The 17,296-nt window shown below is 56.3% G+C and carries 4 protein-coding genes; 1 reads left to right on the top strand and 3 read right to left on the bottom strand.

Features of this window, described 5'->3' with window-relative positions; genetic code table 11:
• The first annotated feature begins 321 nt into the window (after positions 1 to 321).
• On the top strand, positions 322 to 2,718 hold the full coding sequence (locus DDZ13_RS07530) for an alpha-amylase family glycosyl hydrolase (RefSeq protein ID WP_110130825.1): 2,397 nt from the start codon (positions 322 to 324) through the stop codon (positions 2,716 to 2,718).
• Between the two features lie 92 nt (positions 2,719 to 2,810).
• Here DDZ13_RS07530 and DDZ13_RS07525 read toward each other — a convergent pair whose 3' ends face one another.
• The 3 genes from DDZ13_RS07525 to DDZ13_RS07515 form a co-directional block, all read right to left on the bottom strand.
• Positions 2,811 to 4,538: a glycoside hydrolase family 13 protein gene (locus tag DDZ13_RS07525; RefSeq protein ID WP_110130824.1), complete on the bottom strand. Its 1,728-nt coding sequence runs from the start codon at positions 4,536 to 4,538 to the stop codon at positions 2,811 to 2,813.
• 168 nt (positions 4,539 to 4,706) lie between these two features.
• Positions 4,707 to 8,603 (bottom strand): alpha-amylase family protein, encoded by a 3,897-nt coding sequence (locus DDZ13_RS07520; RefSeq protein WP_110130823.1) that lies wholly within the window; start codon positions 8,601 to 8,603, stop codon positions 4,707 to 4,709.
• A 63-nt stretch (positions 8,604 to 8,666) separates the two neighbouring features.
• Positions 8,667 to 17,102, bottom strand: a complete 8,436-nt coding sequence (locus DDZ13_RS07515; RefSeq protein WP_158279833.1) for an alpha-amylase family glycosyl hydrolase — start codon at positions 17,100 to 17,102, stop codon at positions 8,667 to 8,669.
• Positions 17,103 to 17,296: the final 194 nt, after the last annotated feature.

Here is a 17,296-nt window from a genome sequence, read left to right as displayed (position 1 = left end):
TACGGCATAATGCCAGTTTTAAGAAGGTTTGTGCTCGTAGCGACCTTGCGAGAGCAAGGTCGATAGATTTACTCGAGCGATAATCGACGGCACTATCGTGCCATCGCTACAAGCGGGCTTACCCAGGCAGACCTTTCTGGATTTGATATAAGCTGCAGAACCTTACATGGCCTTAGCCATCGTTTAGGCCCGCTCCCATAGGCTAAAGATTCATCGCGGACGCGTTGGTGAAGCTCGTATTATTTGTTCAACTATCAAACAAGTCTAGCTCTGTCCCGCCGAGTGGATGCAGGCATATTTGGTATCAGCTAAATTTCAGTCATGACTTCACTTGTTCGCAGTTACGCTTTCGTTCTCGCCCTGTTTCTTCTCTCATCGCTCTGCCTGCAGGCAAGAGTTCTAAGTTTGGAGATATCTCCACCTGAGACCGTGCCGGGTGAAAAACTCTGGGTCGCCATGGATGCCAGAGAAGGATTTGGTTCGACACTATTGGAGATGGATGAAGGACGCCGGGTGTTTCTTCCATTTCAAGCGGATGTCCTGGTCGAGGTTGATTCAAATGGAGTCAGGTCCGTGCAGCACTTTAAAGATTTTAAATGGCAATCGGTTTCAGCGGGTCGTCATTCCGCATTAGAGTTGGGCGAAACGATGATGCTCACCCTGCCTACGGATACAGGCGTCGACCGTGTATGTGCCGTGCAATGGTTCATTGAATCCCGGGACGGGCAACTCGCGGGCGACCACCATTATGCGCAACGTCACGGAAGTGAGGTGTATCTGCCCTTTTTTTATGCGGTGGAGAAAGGAGGCAAGCTATTGAAGCGGGGACGTTTTGGTGATCCTCAGGCGAAGCCCCGGATCTTTCAACTTTTGCCCCGTTTGTTCGGGAATGAGAACGAAGCCCGGAAAGTGAATGGCACCCTGACTGAAAACGGCACAGGCAAGTTCAGTGATTTGAGTGATTCCGTTTTATCCGGACTAAAAGCGGATGGCTTTACCCACATCTGGCTGACCGGTGTCCTTCAACAGGCCACCTCGACGGATTATAGCGAATATGGCCAATCCGCCGACGATCCCGATCTCTTGAAAGGAATCGCGGGGAGCCCCTATGCGATAAAAGATTATTTTGATGTTTCTCCCGATTATGCGGACGATCCGGCCCGACGACTGGAGGAATTTAAAGCCCTTTGTGAGCGGATGAAAGGAGCGGGGTTGAAGGTCTTGATTGACTTCGTGCCCAATCACGTCGCACGCAGTTATCGTTCCGATGTGAGGCCCAGTCTGGCCTTCGGAGTGGATGATCGCAGAGACATCTACTTCCATCCCGACAATAATTTCTTTTACCTGACTTCGGAGATTACGGACGGGGCGGCACCGCTGCGCCTTCCAACTGTGAATCATGATACCGGCGAAGTGATCAACGAAACGGCGCGTCTGGCGGGTGGTGCCGATGGTTTCTTTGAGCCTGAGCGGGAACATGGCCGTGTGACAGGCAATAATGTGGTGAGTTGGACTCCGTCCGAATGGGACTGGTATGAGACGGTGAAACTGAACTACGGTTTTGATTTTCTGAATCGTGATGGCGAGCCGAACTATCCCACCGCGATCACTCCTTATAAGTCGGTGCCGGATACCTGGGAAAAGATGGATGCAATTCTGGCGTACTGGCAGGAAATGGGCGTTGACGGTTTCCGTGTGGATATGGCGCACATGGTGCCGCCGGAGTTCTGGAAGTGGGTGATCCACAGGGCCCGTGAGCGAAGCCCAGAGGTATTCTTTTGCGCAGAAGCATACAATGATGACCCGGCAAAGGTGCCCGGGCACGATCCAGCGATGCGTGAAGACGACAATGTTATGCTCGCACTCCTTGATGCCGGGTTTGATTCCGTTTATGACGACCCCGGTTACGATACGCTGGAACACGTTTACACGAGCACGGCCTGGACGAATGATTTACAGCAGGTGGAGGAGCAATTGGGCGCTTTCTTCTTCGACCGTGCCCTGCGCTATACCGAGAACCATGACGAGATACGTTTGGCTCACCCCGAGACCTGGGGCGGGCACGGCATGAAAGTTGGCCGTCCGGTGACCGGCACTCTGTTCGGCCTCTCACGCGGGCCGGTAATGATTTACCATGGCCAAATGGTGGGGGAGCCTGCCTTGGGCCGGGAAGGTTTCGGCGGGGATGACCAGCGGACGACAATTTTCGATTATTGGTCGATGCCGGAACTGAACAAGTGGTGGAATGAGGGCGCAGCCGACGGCACCAGATTGTCGAATGAGCAAAGAGCGTTACGCAAATGGTATGTGCGCTTACTGAAAGTGCAGCAGCAGCCCGCGTTTACCATGGGCAATACCTTCCAGCTCAATCAGGCGAATTTAAAGAACCCCGATTATGGGCGGGTGGATGATGTGGACTGGTCCGGGCACTGGTTTTACAGCTATTTGCGAAGTGATCCGGTCAGTGGTTCCCATTTTCTGGTGACTTCAAATTTTCACGGTAGTGTGACGATGCGAAACCTTCTTGTGCGCTTGACGGACGAGGCGATTGAAGCGCTGGACTTGGGCAAAAAACCGGATGGGCAATTGCTGCTAAAAGATCGGCTGAACCAAAGCTCGGTCATCACGACATCGGTGAGGGAAGCACTGAACGATGGCATTCGCATCGGAGATCTGCCGCCGCTGAGCTCGGCTTATTGGGAGATCAAGGTGAAGTAGGATTGTTCATGCACTGACGCAGAAGGGTATCGCCTTGATGGCGATACGGGCACGCGCAAGCACGGCCCCTACGAGGAGCAATTCGGACACTCCTAACGCGTTCCGTAAACGACAGCGCTCAGGCGGGGCAGGCGCCAGCTGGAGACATCGGGGTCGGTGGCGTAGAGGAGTTGCAGGCCGTCGAGGTAGTCGACATTGAGGTTCACATCGCCCTTGCCGCGATTGATGATGATCACGATGCGTTCATCTTTCAGGCTGCGCTCAAAGGCAAAAACCTGGGCATCGTCGCGGGTTTCCAAAACACGATAGTGGCCACGTCGTAGGGCGGGCCGGTCATGGCGTAACTGCAAGACCTTTTGATAGGTTGTGAAAATCTCATCATCTTTTCGATGCCACCATGTCGGCATCCTGTCTTCGGGGTCGTCCGCGCTCCACATGCCGAGTTCCGTCCCGTAGTAGATCATTGGAGCCCCCACATAAGTGGCCTGGAAGAGGGCGACCATTTTCCAGATACGCCGGCCGTCTTCGTCGGGCGGGCCATTGTCATAGCCGGGGGTGCGCGCATTCACGCGCTCACCATCGTCATAGTCGAACCAGTCGTCACTTTTGTAATACTCCCATGTCTCACGGTTGGCGATGGCGGAGGCGACACGTTGGGTGTCGTGGGAGTCGACCAGATTTTGCAGGACGAATGCCGTATCGTCATCGTAGCTCTCTCTCTCATATTCAAGACGTCCGGCAAATTCTGTGGCGGAAATACTTTCGTCAATCAGCCAGCCTTTGACCGGAATGGCAAAGCCACGGTAATTCATGGCCGAGGCGAAGCGGGTGTCTTCCAGAAAACCGGCGGCGCTGCCCCATATTTCGGCCGAGGTAAAAACCTCCGGATTGATCTTTCGGATGTAGGCGTGCCATTCCTGCCAAAACCCATCCGGCACTTCTTCAGCCACGTCCAGTCGCCAGCCGTCGATCCCGTCGGAGGGGTCGCCGTCGCCGTTGGGATCCATCCATCGCTGGGTCGCCTTAAAAATGTAATATTTCGGGCCCGGGGACAAAGAGTCGCCCGAGCGATTGTCTGCAAATTCAGGAAGGCTCTTGAAGCCGTGCCAGGCATGATAGTCGAATTCATTCCCGGCGGTGCCGGGATCATCGAATGAAATAATGTTATACCAACTGGTATAGATCGATTGTCGCGACTTTTCCCTTATGTCGGCAAAGGCAAAGAAGTCGCGCCCGCTGTGATTCCAGACCCCGTCGATGATCACTCGAATTCCCCGGGCTTTGGCCTCGCGCAGAAGTTTTAGGAAGAGCTTGTCGGCGGCAGTCCACTGCCAGGTTTTCGGACTACTGGTTTCTTGAGCGATCAACGCCAGATCGCCCTGCGGGTCGGGGCCGAAGTAGGGGTCGATATGGTGGAAGGATCTCCCGTCGTATTTATGCAGTGAGTTGGCGTAAAATAATGGATTAAAATAGATACCGTTAATCCCAAGCGCTTTGAGATAATCCAGTCGGTCGATTACGCCCTGAAGGTCGCCTCCGTAACGGCGGTGCTGCAGTGTCTGATGAAAGTGGGGCGACATTTCATGCTCCCATTCGTCACGTTCGAACCATTCGGACTGCCACTCCCGAACCTCCCAACTTGTGGGGACGTGCTCACTGTAATCCAGCGACGCACGCGTTGGGTCGTTGTTTAAATCCCCATTGTTAAAACGTTCGGGAAAAATTTGATACCAGACGACGTCCTTTGCCCAATCGGGACTGATTGAGGCGCTTATTGAGAGGACGGAAAGCAGGAAAAAGAATAAGAGTTTATGAACCACACGAAGCGCGGGCTGAACGGAAATGGAGCAGCCCCTTTAAAGGTGAATGAGAGGGGTGCCCTCCGGGATGAGCAGATAAGCACGTCTTACGTACGCGTATTCTGATGAAAGGCTGTATCTGATGGAAGAACACGGCAGTCGACGTCGGGCAATGGCTTGGTGGAAAGTTTATTCCACGACGACCCGGTAAAACATTTTATCCTCTGCCGGATTGTCATCGGTCCAACTGCCTGAAGTCAGACCGGTGGCGACCGGATTCCAAGATCCTGCCGTCAGGTCAGGTCGAGTTTCAATCGCGTAGGTCCGGCCCGGGACAGGAGTCCAGGTGATTGTGAAATCACCGCTCTCATCGAAGGCATTGGAGGCGATTTTGAAAAGGGAGCTCGCAGACATCGGGTTGGTGCCGGCTATGTCCTCGTCCTGGTTTGTCATCCCGTCACCATCTTCATCGCCGGTGGAAGAAAGCAGCGTGACCGGATCGCTCTGAGTGCTGATAGGACCTGTGTTGGAGGGCTGATCGGGGTTTACCGCTCGGACAGAAATGGAAACCTGGTTCCCGATTTCTGCGGTCGCTGTAAACACGCTGTCTTCAGTCAGATAAGTGACCGGATCACCGCTATTGATAATCACCGTAACTTCGTAATGGGGCACGACACCGCCCGCATCGGCTGGCACGTCGTCCCAATCGAAGGTGACGGAATTTCCGATTTCGTACTGGTAGGCATTCGGTTTGGAAGGCTTTGAAGGCGTGAGCGAGGGTGCCGTAATATCGTAGACTTTCAGATACTGAGCTTCGAATGGCGCATTGGCCCAAGCCTGGGCGGCTTCGTTCACTCCTGACGTGTTGGGGTTGTCCGGCGTCGTGGGGACCGGGTTCATCGAAACAAAGAAACCGTTGTTTTTCAGTTCCGAACCGGTGTATCCCGCGCTTCCGTTCCAGAGCCATTGATCCCGCCGGGTATTGTCCTGCCCCTGATAGGCCGCAATGTTCTTTACGTTATAAGTACGTGAATCCTGAAGACCCAGGAGCGGAGCAAGTGCGCCAGGGATTCTGAAGTTATCGCTTTGGGTGTTATCGCGGTCCAGGTTGGCGAAGGCGAGTACCACATCGCTGGACGCCGGGGAGGCATTTGCGGTTTCGTATTTCGCGATGGCATGGATCTTTGAATTGAAGCCATCGCCATCGAGGAACCAGCGATTCGAACTGCGCAAGGCCGGGCTGAAGTTGCGTGCGGCTCCCATGCCTGCATAAACGGGGAAGAGCTGATCATTGCCGAAGTCGCTGTCGTTCCAAATCGGCGTCATCGAATTAAACTTTTTAAAGTGGGGGATGAGCTTGCCGAAGTTGGTTTCATAGTGCTCGTAGCCATAGTCTCGGGCGATACCCAGTTCCTGTCCCGGAAAGATCATGGGGACGCCGTCGAGGCTGGAGGCCACGCTGTAGCGGATGAGGGCCTCCCAGGGGTCCTGGTAGTTCTCCTCGTCGTGGGAAACATTATTGATCAGAACGAGGCCCTGCCCGTAAGCATTGCGACGGCCTTCAAAGATATTGCGGTAGTCGTCGTCGGTTGAGGCGCTCTTAAGCGGGAAGACAATGTTCTCGTTTAGAATGTCGAAGTGACGATTGGAGCGATAAGTGACCGCGCCGCCATCGAGCGACTCGCTCATCATGACGAAGTTCCATTTTCGCTCGCGGGCGACATTGATGATGTATTCCCAGGCGCGGGGCGGGAGCCCCTGGCCGAAGTCACAACGGAGACCGTCAATGCCGCGCTCGTCCCAGTCGTAGCGTTCTTCGGGCGAGAGCGTGTTGCCCAGTTCGATCCATTCGCCGCTGTTCATGTTTTCCCCGGAAGGCCGGGTTTTTTCGAGCCAGTGGGTGGCGTAGCTGGCGAAATACTTCCAGGTCTGGCGCGTAACGTTTTTATCCACATCTCCCTGAACAAAGTCGATGTTGGTCCAGTCTGGATCGGTGGCATCAAACCAATCGCCTTCGCTGGTGTAGCTCGAGCGCTCAGGCTCCTGATCAAATTCAACCAAGGCGTCATAACGACCGAAGAAGACATCTTTGACGTCGCGCCATTTGCCGAAGTCGAATCGGTCGGGGCCGGGGGCGATGTTGGCGGCGGAGGAGGCACGATCCCCGTAATTGCCGTCAGCGGAAAAGAAGCGGGCCTCGCGGTTTCGGATCTCGTCCGTCTTGCTCCAGGAAGCACCGTCGGGTTGGAGTAGGTCGATTCCCGGCTGGCCGAGTTCGACATCGAAGGCGGTATGATTGAAGGGCGCATCGAGCATGATACCGACTTCCTTCGTGTCGGCGGCGGCGACGAAGTTTTGCCAGGCGTTCATGGCGGCATCGCGGTTGCTCTGATTCAGCAGGTCGACGCTGTTAGTGTGGTCCCCGGAAAAGTCCTTCGTCATGATCGGACTAATCTCAAAGAAGTTCTTCACCGCGTAGGGGCTGCCGGGCTCATAGAGCGGGGTGGCGGTATCATAGCCGCCTGTGGGTTCGCGACCGTCGCGAGCGGGAGGGTGGACGGGTTGAAACCAGAGCCAATTGGCACCGAGCGCGTTGAGGTAGTCCAGGTCCCAGCGGTTATTGCCATTATGGGGTGCGCCGGGGGCATTGTGCATGTCCTCAATGGTCGAGCGGCTTGCGAAGTCATCACCGCTGGCCTCGATATTGAGGACGTTAATTTCGTAGAGAACGATGTCGCGCGCATCGACCGGTGAAATCGTGATGGCGTGATCCCGACGGTTGGCGGATTGGTTGGTATACCAGCGCCAGTTCGGGTCGCCGTCCACTTTCCAGCGGGCGGTTAAACGATAAGCACCGGTTCTGCTGGCAGGAATGGTCAGCGAGTATTGTCCCGGGCCGGTTTCGGTCATGTCGTAAGCCTTGTAGTAGTGGCTGTCGTCGCCAGCCACCAAACTGTTGCCGTCGATAGCACTGATCCCATCGTCATAGCCGTCACCATTGGCATCCTCGTCCGCCCGGTCGCGCCGGTTGACGTTGGTGTAGATTTCCGCGTCGACGACATTGGCTTCACCCGGTTCAAAAATTATATTCAGGTCGATGGCATCGCCCGCCACTTCATCGACGAAGAGTTTCGTTGTGGTGTAGTTGGCATTGAGTCCGTTGACCGTAAGGACCGGATCGCCGACCTGACCGTTCTGGTAGGTGAAAACGACTTCGTCATCCCCGGTCGCATGCTCGGCAAATTTTTCCTCGTTGGTGGTCGTGTTCCAGAGCCCGATCTTGTAGCGCACTTGGTCGCCGAGTGAGAGGCCGGCCAGCACGTCGGTCAACGTAGCTTTGAAATAAGCGGCATTACCATTGCCGGAGTAGTCCCGGTCGGTGCCGTCGAAGACGAGTGGGGCAACGCTGCTGCTGCCCGAAGGCACGCCTAATCCACCGTCGGGTTCGGATCCGTCGGTCGTATAATAAACCGCGCCACTGTTTGTCCATAGGGTATCCGGATCATTGCCCGGTCCGATGTAGCCGGTCTTCACCCGAAGTTGCAGGTCGTCCTCGGCGATGGTCGTGTTACTGGCATGGAAGATCCAGCCGGGGCGGTTACGGATAGAGTAGGGTGCGGCTTGCGCAGCCGACTCATTCGTGTCTGCAGTAAAGTTGTCCTTGAGGTCCCCGCCGTAGAGGTAGGTCGTGTCCGGTTCGGCACCGGAGAATGTGACTTCGATATAATACTCGATCACATCGGTCGCGCCGAGTGCGGCTGAGGGGAGCGTGGCTTTCCAGAACTGGTTGCCGCCAACATTGGCATGAAAGCCAAGAGGAACGGAGGACCATACGCTGGTAACCCCGTCCCGGGAAATGGTGCGGTAGATCAAATTACCACCGTCCTGGTCGCCGTTGGTGCCGCCGTCTTTGAAAAAGCCCTGGTAGATGGTCAGGTCGTTGTCAGCCGCTTCGTAGAGAGGGTCACGCATGGTGGGGCCACCAAGGTCCGGATGGGCATAGGCGGGTTCGTGCCAGACAATGCCGGGCGCGGCAAAGCTCGCGATGGGAAACGCAAGAACCGCTAGGTATCGGAGTATTTTCATGGGAATGTAAAAGAGCAGCTTAATGGTTTCCAGAAGTCAGATAGTTGAGATCGAAAACTCCCGCTAACGGGTGATTTCGATGTAATAGAAGCGGTTTTGGACTTCGTCGGGATTGGGGTCGGTCGCACTGCCATCGTCGGTCCAAACATATCCGGGATTGTCGGCGAGCGCGGTGAAGGCGGGTCCGGCCGGCTGCCAGGCTTCGGATAAATCGTCGACATACCAGACGCGGTAGGTGCGGCCTGCCAGTAGGGGGAAGGTCACGGTGAATCCGCCGGTCTCCGTTGGGGCGATGGTGCCACGGGGCAGTCCGTCATATTCAGGAACCTCAGGGTTCAGTCCCAGGACGTATTCATCATAGTTGTCGTAAGGGTCACCATCCGGATTGCCCGTACTGCCATCGTCGCCTAATTCACTTTCCAGGTCGAGTCCGGCATCGCGCTCCCACCAATTGGGCAGGCCGTCATTATCGTTGTCGGAGTCCGACGTTTCGAGAGCCAGGCTGATTTGGAACGTGCTTTGCCCCTCTGCATTGGTCAGCTCTGTTTGATGGACCAGGGCCTGGTTTCGCATGTTCAGTGCATCCCATTCGGTCGTGCCCGGTTCATCGTCGGTGGCGGAAGCAACATACTGGGCATTGGCATCATAGCTCACGCTGGCCGTCACGGGGTCACCCTCACCACGATTGATGAGCCAAAGTGAACGCTTGCCCATATCCACCTCTAAATTGTCGAGGTCATATTGGCCGCGGCGAATCAGATTCCAGAGGTCGGGCGAAAGTCCAAAGCGGACGTAGAGTTTATTCACATCGCCGCTCAGACTATAATCTCCGGTCAAAACGGATCTGTCATCAGGTAGCGTCACTGTCTTCACAATGTGTCCGCCCGGAGCAGTGAACATCCAGCCGTTCGCGCCGGCTGCAGTGACAGTGTACACCGCGTTCACATACTGGCTGGTGCCGCCGCCTGGCCCGTCGGCAAACCAGTCCTTGAACGCTGAGGTGCGGTGGCTGCCGGGTTTTCCATTCACCACGTTGGCTATGCCTTCTTCCTCGTTTGCCGATCCGGCATAGGCAGGTTGGGTACCGATAATTTGATAGACCTCTCCGGTAGAAGGCTTGCGGGCGAAGGCGGCTACGCAGCGCCCACCAATGGCTTCGAAGACGGCAAAGCTGGTTTCGTTGTAGAGGAGATATTCTACTTCACCATCCAGATCGACATCCTCCTGCACTGCGGTCGCGGTGAGCGGCGGAGCCGCAGACCATACATCGACTCTCTGATAGATGGAGGCAAAGCGCATCTGTGCCTGGGCGCGTTTGGAGAAATTAGCGAGACTGTTGAAGCCGCTGTCCGGGTTGATGTAGTCACCAGTACTGAATTTTCGCAGATCAGCAGTCGGCTGATCGTGGAAGGCGGTAACAAACATGGCGGCATGAGCTGTTGAGCGGCCGAGGCGACCCTGACCGGAAACATCCGAAGCGATCGTCCCGACATCGGTCCAGGCGTCATCGGCGATACCGGTGCTGCCGATCTCGCCGAAATTGTCGGGGAGTGAAATGCCGCTGCGGATGTCGAAGACTTTATCAAACAGACCTTCCTCGCGACCGGGTTGACCGTAGTACCAGTTGTCGTAGTTGCCCTGTGTGGCGTAGTCGATGTAGTCCTTGGCGGTCTTTTCCAGCGTCTGACCGGTGCCGCGGTCCACCACGCCCCAGTCGTCACCTGTACTGTCGGCCGGCTCAGAGAGGTCGACATCGCCGGAAATGACATCCTCCAGCGAAACAATTTCGATCCAGGGACGGTTGGCGAGCCAGCGCAGGTTGGTATCGTAGGCGTCCGCCTGGGCTTTTGTGCTGAAGGATCCCCAGTCGGCGAGCAGACTGAGCAGCTGGTCCTGGGTTTCGCTGCGGGCGCGTCGGCTGAGGAGTTCACGCAGGGGAATGTTCAGGCCGTTGTCTTCGGTTTGAAAGAGGAAGCCACTGGCAAAGTCGTGAATCGGAAGCAGGCCAATACCGTTGACCTGATTGATGCGGTAGCCTCCTTCACCCAGAGCGCTGGTGCGGCCGAACCAACTGAAGTGGTGTCTCATTTGATCGGCCATGGCATAGGTGAAACCCATATTTGCGATATCACCCAGAGTGGCATCGTCGAGCACGCGCTCGGCGGGCCAGAATATGTTTTGTGAGGGGGGAGTGGAATAGATGTCGGAGAGGACGTCATCGGCCATAGCAATGCTGTCAGCAGTGAAGGACTGTGATGCGTATGGCGTGACCTGCCCCGCAAAGGTGGTGCCAAAGAGCATGGCGTTATCCGAAAGCAGAAGTCCGGAGATACGACCGTTCAGAGTGGGGCCGTCGCGCCACGGCCTGTTGACGGCCGGGTCGACCGCAGCCCATTGCAGTGCGGAGGCGAGAGTCGGGGTGATATGCAGGTTAACGGGCACGTCAAAGCTTTCGTGTGCATCGATGAGACGGAAGTAACCGGCGCCGGCACCGTCATTGATACGACCATGCATATCGCTGGCGGGAAGGATGGCTTGATTGTCGTGCGTGAGCATGGCGACTTTAGCACGTTTGCCGCGATCGTTCGAACCGCTGCGGCTGAACCAGGAGCGAAGCACACTCTTGTCCCCGGCGATGTTACTTTGGTCACGGAAATAGGCCGAAGCCAGAAAATCGTCATAGATTGTATCACGAATATCACTACGTCCACCGATATCGCCCGCGCCGGGAGTCGGTGAATTTTGCGTGCCGTCACGCGTGGTGAATACCTGAAAGTTGAGACTTTCGGCATCGCCGTTCCATCCTGCGTCCAATAGAGCCTGACGGCTGATGGAGTATTCGACTGCGTCCAGGTCGGCATTGTAGTAGGCCTTGTCAAAACCGTTCACGCTTGCCTGGTCGCGACGAACAACACCCTTGGCGAATAGGTCCTCACCGATGACTGTCGTGTTCTCGCCCGGGGCGGTATCGATATAGACGGCGCCGCTGCTCGTTTCATAGAGAGCGACGATCGCTTCCCATTTCATCTCGGTGCGTGTATCCACCTCGTCAGGAAGAGCCGATTCGCCGATATCGGTGTTGCCGGTATCGATGACAACATAAGCGTCGAGATTACCCTCTTCGGCGAAGGGGCGCAGGTCGTGGAAATCAATTCGGAAATACAGTTTGCCGTCACCCCCACCGTCGCGGAAGTAGAAGGCGACGATGTCGCGTGAACTGTCGAAGCCGTCGTAGGCCTTATATATATCGCTGCCTTGGTTGTTGGTGCCGTTGCCGTCGTATTCGTCGAGCACGAGAAGGTCGTCGATGGTCCAGTCGGTAAACTCGTTGAGATTTTCGGCATTGCCTACCGTTTCGTTCGCCCCGGGACCGATGATAATGGAATTGGCCGGGGGAGGTGGGACCGTGTTATCTTCAAGTGGCCTGGTGCCGTTGACTAATTCCTGCAAGTTAGTGAACCCGTCATTATCCGGATCACCCGTAGCGCCGTTGTCCGGATCGCCGTCGCCGGCTACAGCCGTGCGAAGCGATTCGCCGTCACTGACCAATGGGTCGAGCCCGTTATTCACCTCCCAACCGTCAGGCATTCCATCACCGTCGGTATCACTGTTGAGGGGGTCGGTTTCGGACCATTCCTCACCTGTGTCGTAAACACGGTTCGCGTTGGTATCGCCTGCGATGATGCCGTCGAAGTTCTTGTCCTCGCCGTAACCGTCACTGGCCCCGTCGCCATCGGTGTCGCGATTGTTCGGATCGGTCTCGGTCCATGTCTCGGAGGGATCGATGACGCCGTTGGGCCAGTCCCTTTCCAGGTAAGGATTGAAATCGGTGGGCAGGGTCTCGCCATCGCCATCAACCCAGCCGTTGCGGTTGGTGTCTTCGATCCCGTCGGGGATGCCGTCATTATCCGTATCCGGGTTGGTCGGATCGGTGACAGAACCGCGCACCAGACGCGTGCGGTCACCGCCTTCGGAGGCGTTGTTGATCCCCGGAACACTTCCCAGGTTATCCAGTGTGTTGTAGAAGGGCGGGTCGAGGTCGCCGATAAAGTTAAAGAAACCGTCTCCATCGCTGTCCGCTGCCGTGTCGGTATCCGCTGTCGTGGTCTCACGCCAGCCGACTTCCAGTCCGTCGGGCAGGCCGTCACCGTCTGTATCGGGAGATGTGGGGTTGGATTCGCCAAACGCAAAGTAGGTGTGGATGTCGCCGTTCGTCCATTGGTCGGAGTTGACCTCCGGGAGTTCCTGCGGCGTGTTTTCGTCACCGTCGAGGAGGCCGTCGTCATCGTCGTCGGTATCGTCATTATCCTCCTCGACAGTTTCGCGGAAGATTACGGTCGTTCTGCGTGTCGCCGAAGCGCTCCCACCAGGAGCGGTTACGGTGGCGGTGAAGTTGTAACTACCTTCGGTAATTCCGGACCAGGGGAAATCCCACAACTTGCTGCTGCCGGAAATGGAGGTTTCCGGCGTGCCGATATTGGAGCTCCGAAGATTGACGAAATTTAATGTGACGTCCGTCGCGTCGGTGTTCGTCGCGACTTGAATGGTAAATTGCCGGTCCTCGGGGGCGGGTGAGGGGATGTCGGGCAGGATGATTTCAAAGGGGCGACCGTCCGAACCGAGTTCGGGTGGATTGACAATCAAGACACGGGGTGTGGTGACCGGTAAGGCACGAACGATGCGTGTGCTCACGAAGTCCGGTTCACCCGGTGGTTGATCCAAGGTGACTGTGACCAGATGATCGTAATCCGGCACATCGTTGTAAAGGTTGGGGAAATTGAAGACCAGCGCGTGGTAGGTGTCGGTTTCGTCGTAATTGATCTCGTACATCTCACGGCTTTGCGCCTGGCCGGGGTCTCCACTTTCAGTGGAGCCGATCCGGATAAGGAAGCGATCGATCAATTCCTGTTCGCTGAGGCCGTCGGCCAGCGACTTACTGAAGTAGACCTTCATGTCGTAGTCGTCGCCCACGATCTCCCGGTCCTGTGCCGGGAAGGCGACGAAGACACGCTCGTCGGGGCCGTCGACATTGACGTTGCGGGTCAGGGTGGTGAAATGGCCGTCGTTATCATTCAGGGTGAAGTCCTTGTATTCCGCGGACGAAACTTCGCGGAGACGGACCTTGATATCGGCACTGCCAAAGGTGGATGCGGGAATATTAACGTAATCAAAGCGCCATTCTTTGCGATAAGAAGGGTCAGAAGGTTCGACTGATAAGTTCGGCGTACGTTCGGTCGCGCGAACCCAGTTCTCGGTGAGGACCGCATCGTAGCTCCCGTTTTCGTTCAGGTCCTCGTAGGGTTCAGCCGGGTCGTGCACGCCGTTTTGATTAGAGTCGGTGAAGGGCTCGAAGCCGACCCCGTTGCCGTTACGTGCGCCGGTTTCGCTGTCATCATTGGTTGTATCGGAGTCTTCGATTCGGTACCAGACTTCATCGACGGTGGCGTCTGTGCGTACGACGACTCCGTAGCTCGAACCGCCTACGCTGTCCCCGTCATTTTCCGGGAAAGGTATTTCGCCCTGCGGCCGCTCCGTGTCGTAGTAGAAGGTTTGCTTAAAGGTATTGTAGATGGAGGCCTGGCCGTCGCGCTTGAGAAAAGCGCGGGCGCTGATGATGTGAAAGCCTTCTTCAAGACCGGTTGTGGTCAGTAAGTTGTCATTAGGATCCTTTGCGTAATCGTAATGCGGGAAGTATTCCACCGAAGTTGCGTCGAAACCGTCGATTTCATATTGCGAGAGCATCTTTGATTTGCGTTCGACGGCACCAGGGCTGGCGGGGAACCAACTTGGCGCGCCTTCCTTGTATATCCCGATCTTGTAGCGAAAGGTTTCGCCGTTGGCAGGCGAGGGGATTGTCGCGGACAGCCACCAGTCGGTGTCGCCACCGTCATCATTGTGCTGGAAGTTCATGGAAGCGACCTGTGTGCTCCCCAGGCCTTCACCGCCGGCACCTTCAGGAAAGCTGCCGTCCGTGGTGTAGTAAACATGCATGAGGTAGCCGCCGCCGACTGAATTGGTCTTGGCCCACAAGGTGATGTTGCTGCCGTCGTTTTCGTACATGTTGTCGGAAACGCCGGCGTCGCCGGTGACGGCGACTTCCGGATCGTGGTAGAGAAATTGAGCGGTATCGCCATCAATGAAGCGCGTGCCACTCCCCTGATTGATGGTAAAATCCACGTCGCCGATGATTCTGGTAAATGTCTCTGCGCCGGTAGAACCGGTGGTGTCGCGAGCGCCGGTTTCGGCTGCGGCGAATAGTTCGGGGTGGATCCGATGCACAAAGGTGGGTTGTTCGTAGCCGAGGAACATATCCCAGGAGAGCGCGGGGGGATTGTCGCGGTTGACCGGATCTTCGTTGGGCAGGTCAACGTTGGTGGAGGCAGGCTTTGTGCCGTTGAGGTCGATCCCTCCGTCCAGACGGAAGAGAACGTTTTCAGCAGAACCGTCGACCCGGGCCACGAAGCTCAGGTCGGTCCCGTCCGTCACACGCGGCAGCGATGCGGTGTAAGCGAAGTCGTCCGATTCTTCGTTGCTGATAATCGGGCGGCCTTCGTCGGGCAGCGTATCACCAAAAAAATCGGCATCACCATTGGGGCCGTCGCGACGCAACACATCAACCGTGTCCACTTCATCGCCGTTCTCATAGATCGTGATCGGGCGACCTCCGGCATTCGCCCACAAGTCCGAGGGGTCCGGGTTTTTCCAGGAGAAAATGAAATACTGTCCGGGAGGAATGATCAGTGCGTTCTGGGCATCGCCGTTACCGACTATGTCGGAGGCCCACTTATAGAAGCCGACTTGACTGCTGCCTTCGACACCGCGCGCGTACTGGTAGAGGTAGGCGTCAGAACCGCCAGGGACGGAGGGGAAACTCGTTGTGATGTTCCGTCCGGTGCTCGTGTGGGTGCTTTGTCCCGCCGAATAATTGTCATTGAGCATGAAGAGCATGGTCACCCCGTTGGCATCATCCATGTTGCCATTCTCCTCCCGCTTATCAATCCGTTCATAAACGACGATGTCGCCGTCCGACCATTTGCCCTGTTGGTAGCCGCGGGCAAATTGTTCGTGGATGTGCAGCAGGTTGGGGACGCGCGGGTCGTCCCACTGACCGAGAAAGGACGTGTTGGCATGACGGGGGAAGGCCCCGCCGGATTCACCGAGTGTTTCCGCCTGATAATTGCCGTCGGTGTAAAGCAGGCCGATACCGGCCCGGGTAAAATACATGGCATGCTGAAGCTCGCGCCGGGCGGCATAGTCGTTGTCGTGGCTCTGCGCATGCATCACGGTCAGCTCCGGCGCGAAGCCGCCTGCGCCGGGGCTGTCGAAACCGTTCAGCCCGTTCCATGGGCTGCCCAGACGATCATTGAATTGCTGACGCAGTGGATTGTCCACCAGCCGCATGCCGGAGTCGAAGTAGGGGCCATACCCGGGAGGCTCACCCAAGTGTTCGCCGAAGACCATGGCATCGTCGCGGGGCTTCTCGGTATCAAAGACAGTGTCGCGGTGATTGAGGTCGGAAAAACCGCGGGTCTTGTTAAATTGTTCCTGAACCTGTCCGAGGTAGCCGTAACCGTCCAAATCCTTGTTCTCACCGAAGGTGGCGCCGAAGAAATCCGCCCGGATGTGCTTGACCGCGTCGAGTCGCAAGCCGTCGGCTTTGGTGCGGTCCATGAGCCAGCGGGCCGCACGGTTGAGATAGTCCTGAACGTATTCTTCATAGACGGAAGCATTGTCCTGGAGGTATTGCTGCGCCCAGGCCTTGGCAGCGGCATCAGAGGCGCCGGCCCCGAGGTTCTCCGGGGCGCGGGCGAGATCAAGCAGGCCGCCAAACCCGATGTAATTGTAGTCCTTATCAAAGTGATATTGCTCCGGGCGGTCCAGGTCGCGGATTAATTTGATTTTGGGGTGAGTCGATCCTTCGCTCGGTCCGAAATTGAAGTTTGTGGTGCCGGGTTCCTGGGCAATATCGATGAGGTCGGCCAGGCCGAGGTTCTGCACTTGCCAGGCACTGTTCCAGTCGCGGGTGTTATCCCATTTGCGGTAAAAGCCCTCCTGTGTCGTCCGCAGGTGGAAGTCCTCCGGCACCATGCCGGGATAAATGTCGATGGGAGTATTTTCATTGAACCCCGGAATATCGAAGGCCCGGTGGTTCATGATATTGTCGAAGTAGACGCGGATGCCGAAACGGTGCGCTGTTTTGACGAGATCAAGCAGTTCTGCCTCGGTGCCATAGCGTGTACGCACGGTGTTGCGTTGATCTTTACTGCCCAAATCGAATGGGTCCCAGAGGTCATAACCTACGGAAAGGCCACCGCTGCCTTTCGTGGGGGGCGGCAGCCAGAGCGAGGAGTAACCCGCCTCCGCCAGTTCCGGCATTTTACGGGTGATTTCCGCCCAGTCGGTATTGAAATACTGCAGCATAGCCTCGGCTTTGAGCTGATAGCTGGTAGCGAGGCTTAGGCCGCATAAGCCCGAAAAAAGCAGTAGCTTGCGAAACATTCTAAAAAGGGGAGACATCGGGGAATATACCTAAAAGTATAGGCTTAATGAATTAAATTGAAAGTGAGCCTAGTCTAATTTCCTCACCGCGAAACTCTGAGCGTGGTTCAACAGTTTACTCAGGTGTCGCAACACAAGTGTTTGAGCGCCTGGTATTGGACTTCATTCCAGATGATTTGAAAGTTTCAGTATGA

Source organism: Coraliomargarita sinensis, assembly GCF_003185655.1.
In the GTDB taxonomy this organism is placed as follows: Bacteria; Verrucomicrobiota; Verrucomicrobiia; order Opitutales; family Coraliomargaritaceae; genus Coraliomargarita_B; species Coraliomargarita_B sinensis.
Note: the sequence above shows the minus strand (reverse complement) of the source record. Positions and strands in the feature narration are given on the sequence as shown.